At 61.5% G+C, this 19,814-nt stretch carries 22 protein-coding genes and 2 tRNA genes; 4 read left to right on the top strand and 20 right to left on the bottom strand.

Translation table 11 applies throughout. The annotated features are described in order from the left end of the window. Positions 1–152 precede the first annotated feature (152 nt). The gene (locus tag HFX_RS09655) at positions 153–2,807 is read right to left on the bottom strand and encodes an AAA domain-containing protein (protein WP_004060255.1); all 2,655 of its coding nucleotides are present in this window, start codon (positions 2,805–2,807) and stop codon (positions 153–155) included. Positions 2,808–2,942: 135 nt separating this feature from the next. Here HFX_RS09655 and HFX_RS09650 point away from each other — a divergent pair, with 135 nt between their 5' ends. Together HFX_RS09650 and HFX_RS09645 are read left to right on the top strand one after the other, a co-directional pair. Then, positions 2,943–3,503 carry a hypothetical protein gene (locus HFX_RS09650; RefSeq protein ID WP_004060256.1) on the top strand — a complete coding sequence of 187 codons (561 nt, stop codon included), beginning with the start codon at positions 2,943–2,945 and terminating at the stop codon, positions 3,501–3,503. A 107-nt stretch (positions 3,504–3,610) separates the two neighbouring features. Continuing rightward, positions 3,611–3,838 carry a hypothetical protein gene (locus tag HFX_RS09645; protein ID WP_004060257.1) on the top strand — a complete coding sequence of 76 codons (228 nt, stop codon included), beginning with the start codon at positions 3,611–3,613 and terminating at the stop codon, positions 3,836–3,838. Positions 3,839–4,122: 284 nt separating this feature from the next. On the opposite strand, the gene HFX_RS09640 is transcribed toward HFX_RS09645, so the two are convergent. Next, entirely contained in the window at positions 4,123–5,085 is a 963-nt protein-coding gene (locus tag HFX_RS09640; RefSeq protein WP_004060258.1) for a zinc-dependent metalloprotease, read from the bottom strand. Positions 5,086–5,185: 100 nt separating this feature from the next. Between HFX_RS09640 and HFX_RS09635 the strand changes: the two genes are divergently transcribed. Further along, positions 5,186–6,004 (top strand): VOC family protein, encoded by an 819-nt coding sequence (locus HFX_RS09635; RefSeq protein WP_004060259.1) that lies wholly within the window; start codon positions 5,186–5,188, stop codon positions 6,002–6,004. 27 nt (positions 6,005–6,031) lie between these two features. On the opposite strand, the gene HFX_RS09630 is transcribed toward HFX_RS09635, so the two are convergent. From HFX_RS09630 to HFX_RS09565, 14 genes are all read right to left on the bottom strand, one after another. Further along, the gene (locus HFX_RS09630) at positions 6,032–7,192 is read right to left on the bottom strand and encodes an MBL fold metallo-hydrolase (protein ID WP_004060260.1); all 1,161 of its coding nucleotides are present in this window, start codon (positions 7,190–7,192) and stop codon (positions 6,032–6,034) included. 165 nt (positions 7,193–7,357) lie between these two features. Then, complete coding sequence (gene rpsB / locus HFX_RS09625; protein ID WP_004060261.1) at positions 7,358–8,143, bottom strand: 30S ribosomal protein S2; 786 nt, start codon at positions 8,141–8,143, stop codon at positions 7,358–7,360. Further along, positions 8,140–9,339, bottom strand: a complete 1,200-nt coding sequence (gene eno / locus HFX_RS09620) for a phosphopyruvate hydratase (protein WP_004060262.1) — start codon at positions 9,337–9,339, stop codon at positions 8,140–8,142. The genes rpsB and eno overlap by 4 nt, the downstream gene beginning before the upstream one ends. Before the next feature lie 4 nt (positions 9,340–9,343). Continuing rightward, on the bottom strand, positions 9,344–9,520 hold the full coding sequence (locus tag HFX_RS09615; RefSeq protein ID WP_004060263.1) for a DNA-directed RNA polymerase subunit K: 177 nt from the start codon (positions 9,518–9,520) through the stop codon (positions 9,344–9,346). Further along, on the bottom strand, positions 9,517–9,711 hold the full coding sequence (locus tag HFX_RS09610) for a DNA-directed RNA polymerase subunit N (protein ID WP_004060264.1): 195 nt from the start codon (positions 9,709–9,711) through the stop codon (positions 9,517–9,519). Before HFX_RS09610 ends, HFX_RS09615 begins: the two co-directional genes overlap by 4 nt. 12 nt (positions 9,712–9,723) lie before the next feature. Next, complete coding sequence (locus HFX_RS09605; RefSeq protein WP_004060265.1) at positions 9,724–10,122, bottom strand: 30S ribosomal protein S9; 399 nt, start codon at positions 10,120–10,122, stop codon at positions 9,724–9,726. Then, the gene (locus HFX_RS09600) at positions 10,116–10,553 is read right to left on the bottom strand and encodes a 50S ribosomal protein L13 (protein WP_004060266.1); all 438 of its coding nucleotides are present in this window, start codon (positions 10,551–10,553) and stop codon (positions 10,116–10,118) included. Before HFX_RS09600 ends, HFX_RS09605 begins: the two co-directional genes overlap by 7 nt. Next, positions 10,550–10,900, bottom strand: a complete 351-nt coding sequence (locus tag HFX_RS09595) for a 50S ribosomal protein L18e (protein ID WP_004060267.1) — start codon at positions 10,898–10,900, stop codon at positions 10,550–10,552. Before HFX_RS09595 ends, HFX_RS09600 begins: the two co-directional genes overlap by 4 nt. 26 nt (positions 10,901–10,926) lie before the next feature. After that, positions 10,927–11,011, bottom strand: a tRNA-Leu gene (locus tag HFX_RS09590). 144 nt (positions 11,012–11,155) lie between these two features. After that, positions 11,156–11,938 (bottom strand): DNA-directed RNA polymerase subunit D, encoded by a 783-nt coding sequence (locus HFX_RS09585; RefSeq protein ID WP_004060268.1) that lies wholly within the window; start codon positions 11,936–11,938, stop codon positions 11,156–11,158. A 6-nt stretch (positions 11,939–11,944) separates the two neighbouring features. After that, positions 11,945–12,337: a 30S ribosomal protein S11 gene (locus HFX_RS09580; RefSeq protein WP_004060269.1), complete on the bottom strand. Its 393-nt coding sequence runs from the start codon at positions 12,335–12,337 to the stop codon at positions 11,945–11,947. Then, positions 12,334–12,861: a 30S ribosomal protein S4 gene (locus HFX_RS09575; protein ID WP_004060270.1), complete on the bottom strand. Its 528-nt coding sequence runs from the start codon at positions 12,859–12,861 to the stop codon at positions 12,334–12,336. The genes HFX_RS09580 and HFX_RS09575 overlap by 4 nt, the downstream gene beginning before the upstream one ends. Further along, entirely contained in the window at positions 12,858–13,358 is a 501-nt protein-coding gene (locus tag HFX_RS09570) for a 30S ribosomal protein S13 (protein ID WP_004060271.1), read from the bottom strand. Before HFX_RS09570 ends, HFX_RS09575 begins: the two co-directional genes overlap by 4 nt. Positions 13,359–13,381: 23 nt before the next feature. Further along, positions 13,382–13,466: transfer RNA gene (locus HFX_RS09565), tRNA-Ser, on the bottom strand. Between the two features lie 206 nt (positions 13,467–13,672). On the opposite strand from HFX_RS09565, the gene HFX_RS09560 reads away from it, so the two are divergent. After that, the gene (locus HFX_RS09560; RefSeq protein WP_004060272.1) at positions 13,673–14,020 is read left to right on the top strand and encodes a thioredoxin family protein; all 348 of its coding nucleotides are present in this window, start codon (positions 13,673–13,675) and stop codon (positions 14,018–14,020) included. Positions 14,021–14,132: 112 nt separating this feature from the next. On the opposite strand, the gene HFX_RS09555 is transcribed toward HFX_RS09560, so the two are convergent. From HFX_RS09555 to HFX_RS09540, 4 genes are all read right to left on the bottom strand, one after another. Beyond that, positions 14,133–14,822 carry a TetR/AcrR family transcriptional regulator gene (locus HFX_RS09555; RefSeq protein WP_004060273.1) on the bottom strand — a complete coding sequence of 230 codons (690 nt, stop codon included), beginning with the start codon at positions 14,820–14,822 and terminating at the stop codon, positions 14,133–14,135. 17 nt (positions 14,823–14,839) lie between these two features. Beyond that, positions 14,840–15,247: a zinc ribbon domain-containing protein gene (locus HFX_RS09550; RefSeq protein ID WP_049917522.1), complete on the bottom strand. Its 408-nt coding sequence runs from the start codon at positions 15,245–15,247 to the stop codon at positions 14,840–14,842. 240 nt (positions 15,248–15,487) lie between these two features. After that, entirely contained in the window at positions 15,488–17,953 is a 2,466-nt protein-coding gene (locus HFX_RS09545) for an efflux RND transporter permease subunit (RefSeq protein WP_004060275.1), read from the bottom strand. Positions 17,954–17,974: 21 nt separating this feature from the next. Beyond that, on the bottom strand, positions 17,975–19,600 hold the full coding sequence (locus tag HFX_RS09540) for a COG1361 S-layer family protein (protein WP_014732559.1): 1,626 nt from the start codon (positions 19,598–19,600) through the stop codon (positions 17,975–17,977). Between the last annotated feature and the right edge of the window lie 214 nt (positions 19,601–19,814).

Genomic DNA, 19,814 nt, shown 5'->3' with positions numbered 1-19,814 from the left:
CGGCAGCAGAAAGGAGAATCTGTCGGCGGCCCAACTCTCGACGGCGGCCCGACTGTCTGCGGCCCGACTCTCAGCGACCCCGACTCTCAGCGACCCCGGCTCTCGGCGGCGCAGACAGGGCGGTCACCGCCGACGCGACACGGTTTAAGAGACTACCGTCGCGCCCACTGCAACATCCGGTCGTAGAACGGGTCCGATTCGAGCGCGTCGGCGTCACCAACGAGACAGAGCGCCTTTTTCGCCCGCGTGAGAGCGACGTTGATTCTGCGGTGGTCCTCGAACAGCGGTCCGTCGAGGTCGCCGGTGGCGACAAAGGAGACGATAATAACCTCCTTCGACGACCCTTGGAACCGGTCGACCGTGTCGACGGTCACGTCGGTTCGGCGGGAGATTTCGGCCACCTGGGCGCGGAACGGCGCGATGACGCCGATGTCGTCGGCGTCGACTCCAGCGGCCTCGTAGGCGGCGACGATTTCGGCCACGCGGTCGGCCTCGACTGGGTTCGTGTTGCCGACGCGCCGACCGTCGGGGTCGACAAAGGAGACGGGGTCGGCGGTTTCGTCGGGCAGATCGGCGACACCGATGCCGAGGTCTCGGAGGTGCTGTGCAGCCACCTCCCCGGTTGCCGGGCGGAGTGCGCCGTCGTAGAACTCCGCAGAGGCGAACGCCTGAATCCGCTGTGACATCCGGTACTGGCGGTCGAGCATCACCGACGCGTCCGGATGTGATTCGATGAGTCGCTGAAACAGCGAGGTCTGCAGGTCGTTTTCGGCGCGGACGACCGGCGGCAGTTGCTTGTGGTCGCCGACGAGAACGAACCGGTCTGCGAGGTTCGCGGCGGCGAGCGTTCCCGGTTCGGTGAGTTGTGACGCTTCGTCGACGAGCGCGACGTCGAACGACTGTTCGCGCATCACGCGCGAGCCACACGTCGCTGTCGTCGCGGCCACAACCGGGGCATCGTGAAGGGCGCTTGCGAGCGTGTTCGGGTCGCCGCTTCGGGAGAGTCGAACGTCCAGCATGTCCTCGCGGACGCCCGACTCGGTGCCGACTCGGACGATAGATTCGAACCCTTGGTCGCGCAGGGCTTCGAGGGCGTTGTCGACGGCACGGTTCGTAAACGCGGACAAGAGGACACGGTTTCCGTCTTCGACGAGGGCGCGAATGGTCCGGGCGATGGTGTAGGTCTTGCCCGTGCCCGGCGGCCCGTGGATGAGTGCGAGGTCGTCCGCGTCGATGGCGAGACTGACCGCCTCGTCCTGTGCCTCGTTGTTGTCGATGTAGGTCGTCTCGGCGGAGCGGTCCGAAAAATCGGGCGCACGGCGGTCGAACAACACGTCCTTTCGGTCTGGACTCCCCTTCAGAATCGCGTCGTGGAGGGCGGTGAGGAGCCTGTCCACGGTGAGTTCCGAGGGGTACACGTCCAGTCGGCGAAGCGGGACGGGTTCGTCGGTCGTGACGACGACTTCCTCGCCGAGTTCGACGATGCGGGCGAGTTCGGCGTGACCCTCGACGGGGTGGCCGTCACTGGCGAGCGCAACGTCGCCCTCGCGGAGTTTCGACACCGCGTCGTCGGTCTTCTTCGCGCGGAGTTCCCACGTCCCGTCGGGTCGTTCCTCGCGGCCGAGTGGTTCGAGACCGATGATGGCCCGGTCGTCGTCGGCCCGCTCTTCGGCAGTTTGGTCCCAGAGTTTTCGGTACTCGTCGTGGACTGCCCGGCGCTCTTCTTCGATGGCGCGGTAGAAGCGGTCGAAGTACTCGCGTTCGTCCTCGGAGACCGGGTTACCGATGGCTCCGGCTTTCGACTCCTGTCCGAGTCGGCCGGAGACGACCATGCAGGTGTCCTTCTCGAAGCAGTACTGGCACTTCGAGTTCGACTCGTAACCCGTCGGCACCGACACGTCGTGTTCCATCGCCGCGATTTCGTTTCGGGTGCGGACGACGAATTCGAGGAGACCGCGACCGATGGAGAAGTCCTTCGCCGGCGAGAGGTCGCCCGATTCTTCGGTTCGGTCGAGCGTCGTGTTCTTCGTGTAGAGGAGCGTTCCCGTATCGACCGGAACGCCGCGTTCGTCCAGAATGAGCGCGTACGCCGCGGCCTGAATCTTGTCCTGAAACCGCGGGTCGCGCTTGAGGTTCTTGCCGGTCTTGAGTTCGACCGGCGACCCCCGACGGAGGGCGTCGGCGCGGCCTTTGATGCCGAACGTCGGCGAGATGAGCGTGTACTCCGAACGCCATTCGTCTTCGTCGGTGAGCACGCCCTGCGAAAGCCAGCCCTCGATGGCGGCGGCGTTTCGGCGGACTTCGTCCGCGACTTCCTCGACTTCGCGCCCAAGTAACCCGAGTTCGAGGCCGCGCTCTTCGATACGTTCGTCGATGGAAGAATCGAGGTCGCGCCCGCGAAGGAGGTCGCCGAATACGTCGTGGACGATGGTCCCTTTCACGACCGGGTAGTTCAGCGGGATGCCCGAGAGTTTGTTCAGGTAATACATCCGCGAGCACTGCACCCACGAACGGATGTCGGTCACGTCGACGAGGAAGTCGGGTTCGACGACGACGAACGACTCTTTTCCGGTCGCGTAGGTCGTCTCGCCTTTGTACTCCGATTCGTCCACGTCGGTGACGAGCAGGTCCATCCCCGGTTCGGCGTGCTCGGCGGCGTGGGTCCACTTCCCCCACAGTGTCACGGTGACGGGGTCGGCCGTCCCGCGTTCGGGGCGAAGCGTCACCTCCGCCAGCGAGCGCTCGCCGTACCGCGTCTCGACTTCACGTGGCTCTCCGACTTCGACGAGCGGACCGCGAAGGTTCACGTCGAAGTCGTCGGTGAGGCGCGGGCAAATAGCCGTCGGTCGTTCGACTCGGCCTGACGACTGCGCCGCCATCGAAACGACAATGTGAACCGAACAACCGTCACGTTCTTTCCCGCTGCAGCGATATGCTCACCCATGCGCGTCAGAGATTGGCAAGACATTCTCTCGGACGTTGTCGACGACGGCCGCGACCCGGATGCATGGCGTGCCGTCGCGGGTCAGCGACGGCAGCATATCGGCGAGGACCTCTTTCTCGGTCATCCCGACGTCGGTGTCTACCAACTCAAGACGTACGCGAAGAACCCGTACGACGTGCGCGGCGTCGGTGCTCGCGTTGCCCGCCGCATCGACGACGACCTCGACCCACTGTTCCCGAATCGCCACGAGGAAGACGACGCTGGCCTGTTCGGGGTGCAACGTCCGCCCGAAGACGAATCGCAGGCGGAGTCGATGGCGCGACGCCTCGAAGAGACGGTGAAGGTCCACGCGGAGGCCCCGACCTCACCTGACGACTTTTTCACCGACGTGATGGAGGCACTGGAGAGTCCCGCGTTCGGCCCGATGGACTACGAGTTCGACGCCCGACCCGACCGCCTCGACAGTCTGTCGGACGAGTTCACGGACGCCGACGAGTTACTCTCGTCAGAACTCGACGACCTCATCGAATCCGACGGTGTCGGCCGCGGGTTCCAGTGAGTAAGCACCCGCGGTTTCAAACCGTTACAAACCGTTAACTAGTGTATGGACGAAGGATTCGTAGAGAGACCATTACAACCGCGTTCGGTCCGTAAGCGGGAGGCGAAATGGTCGGACCAAGCCTGAGCGACGACGAGACGAAACTCGCAAACAGTCGCCTCAAGCTTGGTTTTATCTTACTCATCGGTGTTTCCGCGACGCTCATCGCCGTTCAAGCAGGTGCGACGCTTCTCCAGACGGGTCTCGCGCTCATCGGTGGACTTCTCGTCGGCGTACTCCTTACACGGTATCTATCAAAATGGAGTCGAGAATTCACCGAAGTAAACCGTCGTTAGTAACGAATCTGTGAATAAACACGTCGTTTTCTTAGATATTCACTCACACATACGTAAATAGAACTGAATGTGTGACAATGAATCGCAGGGTATATATCTCTGCCCTGTGCACAAATTTCCGCCGGTAACCAGGGCAGGGGCAATGACCTGGTTCTACACCGGAATGCGTCGTGGGGTACCGGAGTTGGGCCTCTGGTTCAACACGACGCACCTACCCAAGGTGCGTGCACGACCCGAACAACGTTCGGGTATCGGGTGCGCACTCTGATGGAGTTGCAGTCTCCTCAGGGCGACACCCGTGCGATCCATCGCTCGGGCGCGTCCAATTCCGCGTCGGTCGGTAAATTCTCCGGATGGTCCCACACACGCGAGGCAGCGGCGATGCCGCGCTCGTCTGCGACGTATTCGAAGAACTGCGCGCCGCGCTCGTACTGGCGGCGTTTGAGACCGAGACCGAGGACTCGGCGTGCAATTTTCGCGACGGGACCGCCACCCTGCCGTCGCTCATCGAGTTTTCGACGGAGGTCTTCGTAATCGTCGTCGAACGCGCGGTCCATCAGCAGTTCTGCGTAGCCTTCGACCGCCGTCATCGCCGTGTCGAGTTCGCGGAAGGCGTCGCGGTCGAGGTCACCGTCGACGAGTGCGTCGACACCGCGTTTCATCCGCGATTCGAGGTGTGTCGAGAGCCAAGGGGCCGCACCGAACTCCGCCGCGTGCGACACCTCGTGGAAGGCAATCCAGCGACGGAACCGCGGATAGTCGACGTCGAGTGAGTCGGCCACGCGACGGATGTTCGGATGGACGAAGTACAGCCCGTGGTCGTCGTCACCTTCGGCCAACAAAAGCGGGTCGTACTGACCGAGGACGTTGTTCCCCAGAAATGAGAGGACGAACGCGAAGGTCCCAGTGTTGACAGCGCGGGTGACGCCCGGCAGGAGTATCGGCCCGTGTTCCTCGAAGGGGAGCATGATACGGCGGAACGTCTCGACGTTGGCGTCGATCCAGTGGTGACGGTTCTGGACTTCCGCGACATCGGGCACGTCGAACGTCACGTCGGCGACGACCCTGAGTCGGTCGCGGGCGTCGCGAACGTCGGCCGCGTACCCCGCTCGCTCGGCTGCTGAAAGGTTGAGTGGCCCCGGGTCGGTCGCAGCTTTTGCGGCCTCGGCGACAGCGTCCCAGTCAATCGTGCCGGACCCGGTCGCCGAAGCGTCTGCAACCGCTCTGACGCTCCGAAGGAGGTTCATACGCTATCGAGGGGTGCCGGAGGCAAAACGCTTCGGTCGACGCTCAGATTCACAGACAGGACGCCCCTAGACACTATACGCAGTCTGACGTGGAGGGCGTATGGACCGAACCATCGACCACGTCGCGTTCGGTGGTATCGAACTGTACGAACTCCGTGCCGCCGCGAACGAGGTTGGGCTGACGCCGACCTACGGCGGCGAACACAGCAGTGGAACGACTCACATGGCCGTCGTTCCGTTCCCCGACGGGTCGTATCTCGAACTCATCGCGCCGACACTCGGAACCGACGCCGAAGACGCCGGTTTCTGGCCGACCCACCTCGCAGCCGGGGCCGGGCCGACCGCGTGGTGCATCGAAGCCTCCGATATCACCGCTAGTGCCAAGGCTGCCATCGACGCCGGTGTGCCAGTCGACGGACCACACGAAGCAGCCAGAGAGCGTCCAGACGGGCGGCTCGTCGAGTGGGACATGTGCTTCGAAGGAACAGACCAGCGGCTTCCCTTTACCATCCGAGACCGGACGCCTCGCGGCTACCGCGTCCCAAAGGCGGCACAGAACACGTCAGTTCGTGGACTACAGACTGTCGTCGTCGCCACCCGCGACCGCGAGGCGACCGCCGACCTATTCGCTCGTCGGCACCGCTATCCGTCTCCGGTCGACATCAACGGTCCGTTTTCGAACTTCGCCGCCCTGCCGGGGACGCCCGTCGCCTTGTGTGAACCCAATGGCGGCGCGCTTACGAACAGACTCGACGAGGTTGGCGAAGGACCCTGTGCGTTCCTCGTCGGCGTTACCGACCTCGATAGGACACGACAGGTGCTTTCGCTCGGTGCCGAAATTCGATACAGCGACCGCCGGATGGCGTGGTTCGACCACGAGTTGTTCGACGGTCGGTTGGGCGTCGTCGAACTCCCGTGAAGGGAGGTCCTCGCCGGGGTGTGCCCCTCAGGCGGCGCAGTTGTTCGGTCCCAGTTCGAGTTCCGTCGCCTCTTCTTCGTCGCCGACTGTCTCGCGGCCGGTATTGATGGCGATAACGCGCTCGTAGTTCGGCGGTTTCTCCGGCGTGTTGTCGGCAACGCGATGAACGAACGTCTCTTTGTCCATCTCCAGCATGTCGAGTTCGTCGCGGAGTTCACCGAGTGTCGTGCTCACGAGCTCGCCCGGCGCGGCGACGCCGTAGGTCCCGTCGGTGCTGACGGAGACGTGTCCGGGGAGAATTCGCGTCTCGTCCGGAAGCGAGAGAACTGTTCCGTGAAGCGTGTCGTAAAGGAGTTCCGCGCCGGTCGCTGCCTTCTCGTCGCCGAACTGGAGTTCCGTTCTCCCGACGGACTCGACGAACAGCGTGTCACCAGTCAGGAGGAACCGTCCGTCGACGAGATAGTTGGTCATATCCGAGGTGTGCCCAGGGGCGTACGTCGCCTCGATGTCGTACTCACCAACCGTCACGGACTCCCCGTCTTCGAGTGGGGTAAAGTCGTACTGAACGTCGCGGTCCGTCGCGTGCGCGCCGAGATAGTACGGGACGCCCAATCGGTCGGCCAGTTCGTGCCCACCCGAGATGTGGTCGGCGTGAACGTGGGTATCGAGGACGCCAGAAATCGTCATACCCGCATCGGCGGCGACGAGTTCGAACTCGTGGTACTGTCGCGTTGCGTCCACGACGACTGCTTCACGTGCCGAACGAGACCCGACGACGTAGCCGAGACATCCCTTCGCCCGGCGCTGAATCTGTGCGACGAACAGGTCGTCGTCGCCGGTGTCGAGTTCGACTATCTCGTACAGTTTGCTCCAGTCTTCCATGCCGCCTTTGACCACGGTTACGTCATCGTAGCCCCGCTCGGAAAGTTCGAATCCGAACGAGGTAGACGACAATCCCTTCCCGCAGATGGCGACGACTGGTCCGTCGGCGGCGAGCGCGGCGACTTGCTCCCAATCCCAGTCACTGCCGAGCCCCTCGATTGGGTGGAACGGAACATTCACGGCACCCTCGATATGCCACGCGTCGAAACTCTCGGGCGGACGCGTATCGATTACGGTGACGGACGAACCGGTGTCCAACTCCGCTGCGAGTTCTTCGACGGTGATCTGGTGGAGGAGCGTTCCCATAGGTATAGATATGTGAACAATACACAAAACTATTTGTGGCGGCTCTCGGCGGTCCCTGTCAGTTCCCGGCGTCACAGCTACCAACGCAGCACAACTCAGCGAATACCGAAGCAGTCACTCACCGGACGAGTGTTAGAAAAGTCGAACTACAGTCGTCGTCCCGTCTTACAGCTCGGCCTCGAAGTCTTCGAGGGCGTAGACGGTGTCAGAGCCGCGGCGGTCGAGCGTCTCGTTGGCGAGGAGCCAGTAGACGACCGACAGCGCACGACGACCCTTGTTGTTCGTCGGGACGACGAGGTCGACGTTCGACGTCTGGTTGTTGGAGTCGCACATCGCGATAACCGGGATGCCGACCGTGATTGCCTCTTTGACGGCCTGCGCGTCACCAATCGGGTCGGTGACGACGACCACGTCGGGTTCGATGTAGCCGGCGTAGTCCGGGTTCGTCAGCGTGCCGGGGATAAAGCGTCCCGTGCGGGCACGAGCGCCGACGGCGTCTGCGAACTTCTCGGCCGGGAAACGACCGTACTGACGGGAGGACGTAACCAGAATCTGCTCCGGACTGTAGTTCGCGAGGAAGTCCGCAGCGGTGCGGATTCGCGAGTCCGTCTGGCTGACGTCGAGCACGTATAGCCCGTCGTCGCGGACACGGTGGATGAAACGCACCATGTCGTTGGTCTTCTGCTGGGTACCGATGTGGACACCGGCAGCCAGATAGTCTTCAACCGGGATGAGCAGGTCGGCGTCTTCGTCGGGCATAACGTCCTCGTCGAAGGCCGGTTCCGGCTCTTCCGTTTCTTCTGCCTCGGCAGCCTCGTCGGCCGCCTCGGCGGTCTCTACTGTCTCGTCTTCGGTGGCGGCCTCGTCGGTGCCCGTCTCGGCGACCGCTTCGGTCTCCGTCTCGGGTTCCTCGTCGGCGACCTCCACCGCGTCGTTTTCGTTGTCGCTCATACTGCGTCGTCCGCGATGCGGATGAGTTCGTTCAGTTTGGCGGTTCGCTCGCCTTGCACCGTGCCAGTCTTGATGAACGGCGCGTCGGTGGCGACGGCGAGGTGTGCGATGGTCGTATCTTCCGTCTCACCGGAGCGGTGAGAGATGACGGCGTCCATCCCGTTTCGGGCCGCCAGTTCGACGGCATCGAATGCGTCGGTCAGCGTCCCGATCTGGTTCGGCTTGATGAGAATGGAGTTCGCGGCGCCCACGTCGATGCCGTCCTGCAGGCGGTCGACGTTGGTGACGAACAGGTCGTCACCACAGATGAGCGTGCGGTCGCCCACACGGTCTGTGAGTTCCGCGAATCCCTCGTAGTCGTTCTCGTCGAGGGGGTCTTCGACGTAGACGAGGTCGTACTCGTCAACCATCTCGGCGACGTAGTCGATCTGCTCGTCGGTCGTTTTCGTCTCGTCACCGTAGTGGTAGACGCCATCTTCGAACATTTCGGACGCCGCGATGTCGAGTCCGAAGCGAATCTCGAAGCCGAGTTCGTCCTCGACATCGGAGACGGCTTCAGCCATAATCTCGAACGCGTCGGCGTCGGAAACGGCGGGTGCCCATGCACCCTCGTCGCCCTTTGCGGCGGGCACGTCGCGCTCATCGAGAATCTCGGATGCGCGGGCGTGGACCTTCGCGTTGGCGAAGACGGCCTCGGAGACGCTCGGCGCACCGACCGGTGCGGCGAGGAACTCCTGGATGTTCGTCGCTTCCTTGGCGTGTTCACCGCCACCGATGACGTTCCCGAGCGGCGTCGGGAAGTTGTCGCCGCGGAACGCACCGCCGAGGTGCTGGTACAGAGGTGCACCGAGCACGTCGGCACCGGCCTTTGCGGCCGCCATCGAGATTGCGACAGCACTGTTTGCGCCGATTTCCGAGAAGTTCTCGGAACCGTCGGCAGCGCGCAGTGCGGCATCGACCTCACGCTGGTTGCCCGCGTGGACTTCGCCCACGAGTCGGGGAACAGCGTGTCGGCGTGCAGCAGCGATGGCTTCGGTCGGCGGCAGTTCGATTGCCTCGTACTCGCCGGTAGATGCACCACTGGGGGCCGCAGCACGACCGAACCCACCGGATTCGGTGAGAACGTCGGCTTCGACCGTCGGGTTTCCACGGGAGTCGAGCACGCGGCGCAGAGATACGGATGTGATTCGAGTCATGTTGTCACTTGCCCTCTCGTTTTACGGTGAACGGAAGTACACCTGCGTCGTACTCCTCAGCGGCGATTAGTATAGGTTCGGTCTGCTCAGTCTCCACGAGCACAGGTGCGCCGTAGGAGACCTGCAGCGCTCGCGCGCCGAGGATGCGGGCTTTCTCGTATCGGTTGTACCGTTGTATCATTGATAGGGTGACACGACGTCCACGAGGTCCTTGTGCGACACCATCATCCGCCGGCAGCAGGCACGGGTGACACCGAGGTCGTCGAGGACATCTGCGGGGTCCTCGTCACCGTCGCGAGCACGGGCCTTGAATTCGTCCCAGTGTTCGCCAATCACTGTGCCGCAGGTGAAACACCGGACGGGAATCATCATGGTTAGATCACCTCAGCGGTAGGATTTCTGGTAACGAGCGCGTGCGCCTGGTCCGCCCCACTTCTTGGGTTCGGACTGACGAACGTCGTTGACCAGCAGCGAACGGTCGAACTCCATGTACGCGTCGCGAAGCTCCGCGTCGTTCAGGTACTGCACCAGGCCACGAGCGAGCGCGGTGCGGACTGCGTCGGCCTGACCGGCCACGCCGCCGCCGTTGACGCTCACGTCGATGTCGACCTGCGAGCGGAGGTCCTCGCCTGCAATGCGGAAGGGTTCCAGCATCTTCAGACGGGCCATCTCCGGCTCGACCAGCTCGACCGGCTGGGAGTTGATACGGACTCGACCTTCACCCTCGCGCACGGTGGCGCGAGCGATTGCAGTCTTCTTTTTACCGGACGTGTTCGTTACCATGTGACGTTAGCACCCAGCTTCTCGGAAACTTCTCCGAGCGAGATGAACTTGATGTTCGAAAGGCGGTCCAGCGAGGTGTCTTCGAGCATCTCGCCGTCTTCGTCGTACGGATTGCCGACGTAGACGCGGACGTTCGAAAGTGCCTCGCGACCGCGGGGCTTCTTGTACGGGAGCATGCCGCGAATAGCACGCTTGAAGATTCGGTCGGGACGCTTCGGGTAGTAGGGACCCTGGTCCGACCCAACTTCGACGCGCTTGCGGAACTTACCCATCACGTCCTCTTCCGAGCCCGTGATGACGGTGTCTTCCGCGTTGACGACGGCGACTGTCTCGCCTGCGAGGACGCGCTGTGCGACCTCCGAGGAGACACGACCCATAATGCAGTTTCGGGCGTTAACAACGACATCTGCGTCGAATTCGGCGAAACTCATCGGATCACCCGTACGTTGGAACCATCGGGGTTCTGTTCTGCGAGTTGTTCTAGTGTCACGACATCGCCGACCTGCTCGATCTTCGTTCGAGCGGTGGACGAGAAGTCCACGGCCGCGACTGTGACGTTCTTCTGCAGCACACCGCTACCCAGCACCTTGCCGGGCACGACGACGGTCTCGTCTTCCTGGGCGTATCGTTCGATACGACCGAGGTTGACTTCCGCGTGGGTGCGCCGTGGCTTTTCGAGACGGTCCGCGACATCCTGCCAGACGTTGGCACCGGACTCACGCGAGACCGCCTTCAGCTCGGCGATGAGACTCTTGAGTCTCGGGTTCGTCTTACTCATTGTCTACCTCCAGAGAGAAAGCGGAGTGCAGGGAGCAGGATTTGAACCTGCGGACTCCTATGAGACAGCGCCCTGAACGCTGCGCCGTTGGCCAGACTTGGCTATCCCTGCAAGCATTCCGCTGTACTTCATGCCCCGTAAAAACACCTTCGGTCCGACCCGGTGCCGCGAGAGTGTCGCACGCCACGCTATCGGTGGCTGCGGCTGCTCTCGGGGTGGGCGAACGTCGGTGTTGAGACGGGGCAGTATTCATTCTTACAGTGCGACCTTCTCTTCGAGCTCGGCTGCGCGGTCACCTAAGGAGGCGACAGAGCGCTTCACGAGCTCGTCGACGGTGAAGGAACCGTCCGTCTCCACACTGAAGACGAACGCTCCCGGCACGTCGTGCACTTCGACCTCTTTGCCGGGGTACCGCTTCGTCAGGTCGTTACCGAACTCGTCTGTGACCACGAGGTCGCCGTCTTCGGCGTCCTCGTCGTCCGCGTGTTCTGCCGCGGCCTCTTCGATGACGCCACGGAGAATGTTCGGCTCTTGTTCCTCGAACTCGCCAGCATCGCCGACGACCTCCACGCGTTGGAGGTGTCGGTAGCCGACGGCGACCCCGCCTTGATTCTTGGCGTGGTCTTTTCCGTAACCAAGGACGGCGTCAGCCTCGAATTCGAGGCGCTGGCCCTCCTTCAGCTCGATGATTGGGATGTTCTCGTCCGCAGGAACGACCATTTCGTCCGCGGATTCGATGTCCCCAGAGTATGCGGTTGCCGGCCCATCGACTTCGAGCGCGACGGTGACAGTGTCACCTGGCTCGAACTCGTCGAGGGGCGTGGTCAACGGAACCAGACCGAGACGAAGCCCTATCATCTCGTCGAACATGACCGATGTGTTCTCCACGAACCGAACGGTGTCGATAGAGAACGTCGGCACGTCGGCGACCATCGCCCGGCGAATGCCGTTGGCTAGTGCCGGGGTCAGACCGTTCACGACGAAACGGGCGCGTCGGTCCTCGCGTTCGATGAACTCGACCTCGAAGTCGTTTGCCATGGTGATTTAGAGTCGGCTGTTTTTGGGCGCGCGAGTTCCGTCGTGCGGAATCGGCGTCACGTCCTCGATGCGACCGATTTCGAGACCGGCGCGAGCGAGGGCGCGAATCGTTGCCTGTGCACCGGGTCCGGGGCTTTTGTTCTGGTTTCCACCAGGACCACGGACGCGGACGTGCAGACCCGAGATGCCAGCCGCCTTGATCTGGTCGGCGACGCTCTCTGCCATCTGCATGGCCGCATACGGGGATGCCTCGTCACGGTTCTGCTTGACGACGGAACCACCGGACGATTTGACAATCGTCTCGGCGCCCGTGATGTCAGTGACCGTGATGAGCGTGTTGTTGAACGATGCGTGGACGTGGGCGATGCCCCACTTGTCACCAGTTTCAGATTCGCTCATTCTTGGGCCTCCGCGCGCTCAGGGTGCAGTTCGTCCGAGAGCTTCGACGTCTCGTCGAAAGCCACGGTGTCCTCTTCGTCAACTTCGACCTTGCGGGACGGAACAGTCGTTCGAGCGCCGCCAACGGTCACGTGACCGTGGGAAATGAACTGACGTGCCTGCTGCGGAGTCTGTGCGAGACCCTTGCGGTAGGCAATCGTCTGGAACCGTCGCTCGAGAATGTCCGTTACGTCGAGACGCAGCGTCTGGGAAATGTCGTCTTCCGTAGACAGAATCCCGTAGCGGCGCAGACGTGCCATGAACTCGGCACCAAGCGCCTCGGCTTCTTCGACGTCACCCTGGGCCTGACCGAGAAGGCTCCGTGCCTCACGGCGGATGTTACGCAGTTCGGACTGCGCACGCCAGAGTTCCTCTTTGTTCTTGAGACCATACCGAGAGAGGAGGTCCGCTTCCTGAGCGATGCGCTCGCCCTGGAACGGGTGGTTGGGCGTCTCGTAGAACTTTGTGTTGTTGCCCGTTGTCATTCTTCTTGCGCCTCTTTGATCTCCTCGACGTTGACACCGATGGTGCCTTCGGTACGTCCAGTGGACTTCGTCCGCTGGCCGCGAACCTTCTGGCCGCGCTGGTGTCGAACGCCCTTGTAGGAGCTGATCATCTTCATGCGGTTGATGTCATGCCGCCGCTTCTCTTCGAGGTCCGAACCCGTGATGTGGTTGGTCTCTCCGGAGAAGAAGTCCTTCTGCCGGTTTGCCATCCACTCAGGTACGTGGTCCTCGAAGTTCTCGACGACACCGACAACGGAGTCGATCTCGTCTTCGGGAAGCTTACCGAACAGCGCCGTTCGGTCCACTTCCGCGGCGTCGGCGATGATGCGCGCTGCGCGCTTGCCGATACCCTTCATGTCCGTCAGACTGCGCTCTACCGTCTTCGTCCCGTCAAGGTCGGTCTGACCAATTCGGATGAAGTAACGGAGGTCCTCTTCCTCCTCCGGAGAGCCGTCCTGTGGTTCTTCTGCACTCATGACTTGGAGAGTCGTATTGTGAGCGTTGCGGCGGGGATTCGAACCCCGGGGGCTTGACGCCACTGAGTTAGCAACCCAGCGCCTTGGGCCAGGCTTGGCTACCGCAACACTGCGTTCGTGTTATTTTCGCCCATACGGACTCGGGGACTACATTCCCCTACAGCGATTGCATGCGTTACGAGACGGGGGCATTACTTAAACATCACGAAAGGGACCTCGCGTGTGACGCCGGGACACCGCCTGTTACGACCGAATTGTGGTGTGGTATGACAATTCACCAAAATCATAACTACTACAGTTACGTATTCCGGCCAATGAGTTCGACAGACTCGGCCAGCGCACCGACGAAGCCCGTTCGAATCGAGACAGTAGCTGAATTAGACGCCCTCGTCGACGAACACGACCGCGTCCTCCTCGACATTTACACGAAAGGGTGTACGCTGTGTCAGAGCATCGAGCCTGTCCTCGGGAACGTCGCAAAGGCGACCGACGTGGTCGTTGCGATGATTAACCCGCAGACGGACATGGCCGTCGCCGAGCAGTACACGATTCGGAGCGTTCCGACGCTACTGCTGTTCGAAGATGGAGCACTCGTCGACCGACTTGCAGACGGGTTTCAGGGAGCACAGGCTATCGTCGACTTCGTCGAACGGCCAGAGTAAGGGCGAGAGTAAGCAAACAAGAATGAGCGAGCGGGAATGAGCGAGCAAGAACGAGCGAGCAGGACGAGCGAACGAGTGTCGGAGAAGGAAAGCAGCGGACAGAAACCGGGTGTCAGGCGTCGAAGTCGCGTTGCTCTCTCGCCGCGTCTTCTGGGTGGCTTCCTTTCGGCATCACGTTGTCGAGAAGGAAGTACACTGATTCACGCATCATGTGTGCCGACTCGGGTCTCGTTCCTGTGATTCGAACGTCGAGACTCCGAAAGAGAAACGCCATCAAGTTCTCGGCCATGATTTCCGCATTCATCTCGCGGTAGTTCCCGGCATCCATCTCTCTCCTGATAAGCGCTGTGACGGTCTCGACCATGTGTGACTCCATGCGTCCGAACTTCTCGCGGTACGCCTCGTCGTGGATAGTCTGCGTGCGAAGCTCGAAGATGACTCGTTGGAACGGTTCTGCATCCTCGTGAAACGGCACTGCGGGAGGAATCGTATCGCACGTATCTGGCCCGTCTTCCGGGGGAAGAACGTACTCAACGAACTCTCGAAGCTCCGCGTCGGGGTCGTCCGCATCGGGGTCGATGCTCGCGACGAACAGGTCGATGATGTAGTCGAGAAACGCCAAGAGCAGTTCGTCTTTGTTCTCGTAGTGATAGTACAGGAGTGAGGTGCTTTTTTCGAACTCCGTGCCGATGTTCTTTATCGAAAGGTCCGCGTAACCGTGTTCTGCGAGTGCTCTGAGCGTGGCGTCCATAATCGCCTGCTCGGTCTCGCTTCGCCCGGTGTCGATTCGTTCGTCGTCCATATTGTGTCCGTAGTAATTCAGTCGTCTATCGGTTCGTCGAGGCGGGTGGTACACCAGTGACAGAAGCCGAGGCCCGGGTCGACTTCGCGCCCGCACTGCGGGCAAGAGACCGTTTCTATGTCCTCATCGAGCATTTCAGCGCGGGTCGATTCGGCGACCTGCTTCATCCCGAGCAAGAATGCGTCGACCACGCTTACGAGATTCACCACGAGAAGAGGCAGGACATCCATGAGAGGTGGTACCGACCCACCGGTGATTAGCAATTCGCGCGCACTCTCAGGGACAAACAACAGGCCAACAGAGACAGCAAGCGCCATCCAGAGCAAGGCACGTCGCCAGCGCCGCAGGAAGAGGTGGCCAAACCCCATAATGGGGATACCGAGCACTGCGGCAATCAATGGACGAACCATTGCGCGTTTGGACATAGTTTGGTTCGGGTGGTTCTTGGTCATGTGAGTTCCGTTTGTAATGTGTCGTGTGGGGTTTGGAGTTCGGTTGGCGTGTGATTCACCGTGGGGCTGTTCTGCGGACGATTCGAGCGTATGGGCAGGGGTAAACGACCGGAGCCACCGTGCGCGTTGCAGGCGGCCGAGTCGAAAAAGGTTGTTTGGCGCGTGGTTCTGGCATAGTGGGGCTGTTTCAGGAGTGGTTCTGGTCGTGGGCTATCAGGGTGCTGTCGGAGTCGATTCGGTCTGCTGCGTCAGCTGTTCCCAGACCACGAGGGTCGGCGGCGTCACGACGAGCGCGGTGAGATACGAGTAGAAGATACTCAGTGCGGTCACGACGCCGAACTGTCCGAGGACGGGGGTGATTGCGATTGCGAGGACGCCGAGACCGGTCGTCGTCGTCAGCATACTCCCGGTCAGTGCGCCGCCAGTCCCGCTGACGGTCATGTGCAGCGCCTCGTTGAGGTTGGAGTCGTTGTACTCGTCGGCGAACCGGTGGACGACGTGGGCGGAGTAGTCGATACCCAACCCGATTGCAATCGAGAGGATGGTCGCCGTCAACGCGTTCAGCGGAATACCGAGATACCGCATCGACCCCGCGAGAAGTGCGAGCGAGACGACGATGGGAACGAGGTTGACCACGCCGAGCGTCCACTGTCCTTCGAGGAGCTGATAGATGAGAATCAAGAACAGTGCTGTCGCCAAGAGCGCGACCGTGAGGCTCTCGATAGCGGACATGAAGATAGTATCAGAGATGTCCTTGAACACGACCGTGCTTCCGGTCGCAGTGCCTTTCATGCGAAGCTCTTCTGCGACGTGTTTCCCGTCGGCGACGATGTCGTCCTGCGAGGCGTCGGCCTCGACCGTGTAGACAACGCGAGTCTTGCGGTAATCCTCGGTGATGTACGACGACGCCTGCCCGGAGACGGGCGAGGCGAGCAGTTCGTCGTATATCGTTTCGAGGTTGTCGTCGGGGACGCCGTTGCCGTCGGCGTCGTTCCGGGCGACGAGTGCCGCAAATTCGGGGTCCTGAGCCGCGTAGCTCTGGATGACCGTGATGATACTCTTCGATTCAGCACGGCGGTCCTCGGTGACGAACGAGTCGGGCGGACTCGTACCGGCGCGGTATAGCTCTTCCAGCGCGGAGTCCCGTCTCAGTTTCCCTTCGGCGTAAATCGTCACGCTGTCGCCTTGCGTCGTTTCGAAGTTGTCTTCGAGGTAGTTCAGGTCCTTCGTAACGGTGTAGACGCCGGGTTTGAACGGCTCAGGGAGGTCTTGCAGATATGCGGGCTGTTCCTCCGGCGGGAGGAAGTCTTCCTGTGAGAACGTCGTATCGACGCCGGTCCCGTATGCACCCGCGACGACGGTCGTCAGCAGGATACCGACGAGGAACGCACGAGGTGCCTTGCGGCCGATGACGACACCGACAGAAAGCACCCGGGCGAGTAGCCCGCCTTCGTTGCCCAGCGGCGTCGACCCGAATTTGGGGACGTCATACTGCTCGCGAAGTTGGTCCGCATAGAGCTTCGCCGCCGGGAGGAACACCCCGAAGATGAGGAAGGTAAACAGGATACCGACCGCCGCGACGAGACCGAAGTCGCGGATGGGTGCGAGGTCGCTCGTGACGTTCGCGAGGAACCCGAGGACCGTCGTCCCGGTGACGATGAAGAACGCGATGGAGAGTTGTTTGACGGTCGTCCGCATCGACGGAACGGGGGAGATATCCTTCACGCGCTCTTCGCGGTAGCGGTTCACTGCGTGAAGCCCGAAGTCGATACCGACCGCCAAGAGAAGCGGCGGAACCGCGATGAGCATCTGGCTGAACGCGATATCTGCGAGACCCATAAACCCGAACGTCCAGATAACCGCCAAGAGAAGCGAGATAACCCCGAGTAGCAGGTCGATAGGGTCGCGGTACGCGATGACGAGGAACCCGAAGATGAGGAGCACCGCCGCGGGGACGACGAGCAACAGCGAGTCGGAAATGACGTTCCCCAACTCACTGGAGATGATACCGCTGCCGAACACGCGAATGTCGCTGTCGGCGACGGAGGTCATCGTCTGTATCTCTTCTTGGATACCGGTCATCGGACTCGTTCCCGAAGTCCCGGCGGTCGACGAGAGTCCGGGAACCTCGTGGCTGACGACGCCGATAGTCGAAGAGGCGCTGACGGATTCACGGTTGAAATCGTCGCTCAACAACGACGCAACCTGCGGGTTCGCAGTTGCCCGCTTGGCCGCGGCGCGGACTTCGCTCGGCGACGCCGATTCGAGCGCGTCAATCTGCTCGTCGAGCGTCTCCGCCGACGGGTCGAGCGTCTGAGCGACCGTCGATGCGACACTCGACGCGGAGGTGGTGCGAAGGCCGGGACGGTCCAAGACGCGCTCTTGGAGCCGCAACATGTCGAGCATCGCCGGTTTCGACAGCACGTTCTCGTCCCGTTGGATGAGTTGTGTACTCCCGGAACTCGTCTCGAACGTCGGGTTGAACTCACGGTTAACGTCATCGAGCGCTTCCTGTGCAGGCGAGTCCTCGGTGAACTGCGAGGTTCCGGCGTCGGTCGAGATATTCCCGAGACCGGCACCGAAGACGAGTGTCAGCACGAAGAACAGCGCGACGACTCTGCCGGGGTTCGTGACGATGTACTCGCCAAGGCGGTCGACGTACACTTCGTAGTCAATCATTGTGAGGGGAAAGTGGGGCGGTTAGCGGCGGTACCAGAGGAAGCCGACGATACCGAGCCCGACGATGAGGATGCCGCCAACGAGGGACATCGAGAGACCGCCACCACCCGACGAGTCGGTCACCTCGACGGGGACGGGATACTGCTCGGAGAGTTTCTGCTCGCCGTCCTCGTTCTCGTACTGGAAGTCGATGTCGAACGAGTAGGTCTTCAGGTTCGCCGAAGAGCTCGCGCTCAGTTCGACGGGAATCTCGGTCGATTCACCGGGAGCGAGTTCGTCGATGAAGGCGGTTTCGTCGGCGAGCGAAAGCGGACTGTCAGCGCTCGCCTCCGCGTCGATGTTACGGTACGTCTCGTCGCCGTTGTTGGTCACGACGAGCGTGACGACCTTCGAGCCACCCGCTTCGAGAGACCTGCTTTTCGGCGTCACGTCGAACAGGTTCTGTTTGTGCTTCACCTCGGCGTTCATCAGGAGCGACTTCGACTGCTGGGTGTCGCCGTTGGTGTTGCGGTACTCGACAACGTAGCTGAGTTGCCGCTGGCCGGCGTCGGCGGAGTCAGTCATCTCGACGGAGAACGAGAAGTCAGACGAGTCGCCGATTTCGAGCGTTCCGAGTGCATACTCCGTCTCCTTGATGTTCGTGTTAGGGGACTTCGAGGAGACGACGAGTACGGCATCATGGGCGGTCTGTGGCCCGTCGTTAGTGATGGTGCCTTGGATGGTCGACTCTCGACCGACGCGGAGTGTGCTGTCTTCCGCATCAAGCACGAACGACTGTTCTGCCAGCGGCCTTACGCCGGTGGTGAGCTTTTTCGACTTCGTGGGCACACCGTCTTCGTCCTCGTAGTTGACGAGGGCAGAAAGCGAGTACGACTGGGCCGCCGCTGACGGCGCAACAGTGGTCTCGTATTCGAGACGGCGCGTCTCGTTGACGCTCCACTGACCGGCGTACCGGCTCGCAGAGGCTGCCTTCCCGAACGTAACATCGGTGTTCTCGGAACTCAGCGCAACCGAGGAGTCGAAGGCCGTCTGGGTGCCGACGTTGCGCATCGTGACGGTCGTCGTTCCGGTTCCGCCGACCTGTGCGTTGGTCTCGACAGAGACGACTTCAAACCGCGGAGCCTGCTCGATGACGACGGTCACGGGAATCTTGACTTTCTTATCTTCCTCGTTTTTGACGTCACCGTTGTCGCGGACGGACTCGTCGTGTTCGTATCGAGCGACGAGTTTCATTTCGTAGGTTCCCGGAGTCGCGTTTTCGTGGACGGAAACAGAGAACTTCGCATCCCGCTGAGTCGCGTGCGGGAGGTCACCAATCGGGAGCGTCGCCGTGTTCACGTCGACGGGCGCACCCTTGGATTTGAGTGTGAGACGGACGTTACGGGCGGACCGAACCTGCGTTTCGAGTTGCGAGCGCCGTTGGTTACTCAGCGTTGCGGCACTCTCAGTCGAGGAGAACCGCCGATATTCGGTGTCGCCGCCGTAGTTCGTGACAACAACGTTCAGTGCTGTCTCTTGTCCGGGGACGAGTTTGTTGCTCGGCGCGTACGCCTGAAGGTTCGGTTCACCGACGATTCCGGCCATCGCTGGGCTTGGTACTGCAACCAAGACGACCAGTAAGACCGCAAGTGCACGTGAGGATTTCATGGAGTGTGAAGCAGTGGTGGGGAGTGGGTGATTACTGTGTCCAGGTTGGGTGTAGAGACGTGAGATCGGTCTGTTGTCCACGTCGAAACCCAATTGACTGAACGTACAATCAACATCCTACGGTCAGGAGAGAGCACATATAAATTGAACGAAACTTCAAAAAATATCCTACAAGTTTACTCAGTGCTGTTGGGGAATACCAGCAGTGAACGTC

The sequence above is a fragment of the Haloferax mediterranei ATCC 33500 genome (genome assembly GCF_000306765.2).
Lineage (GTDB): Archaea > Halobacteriota > Halobacteria > Halobacteriales > Haloferacaceae > Haloferax > Haloferax mediterranei.
The sequence above is the reverse complement of the archived record's forward strand: the minus strand, read 5'-3'. Positions and strand labels throughout refer to the sequence as shown.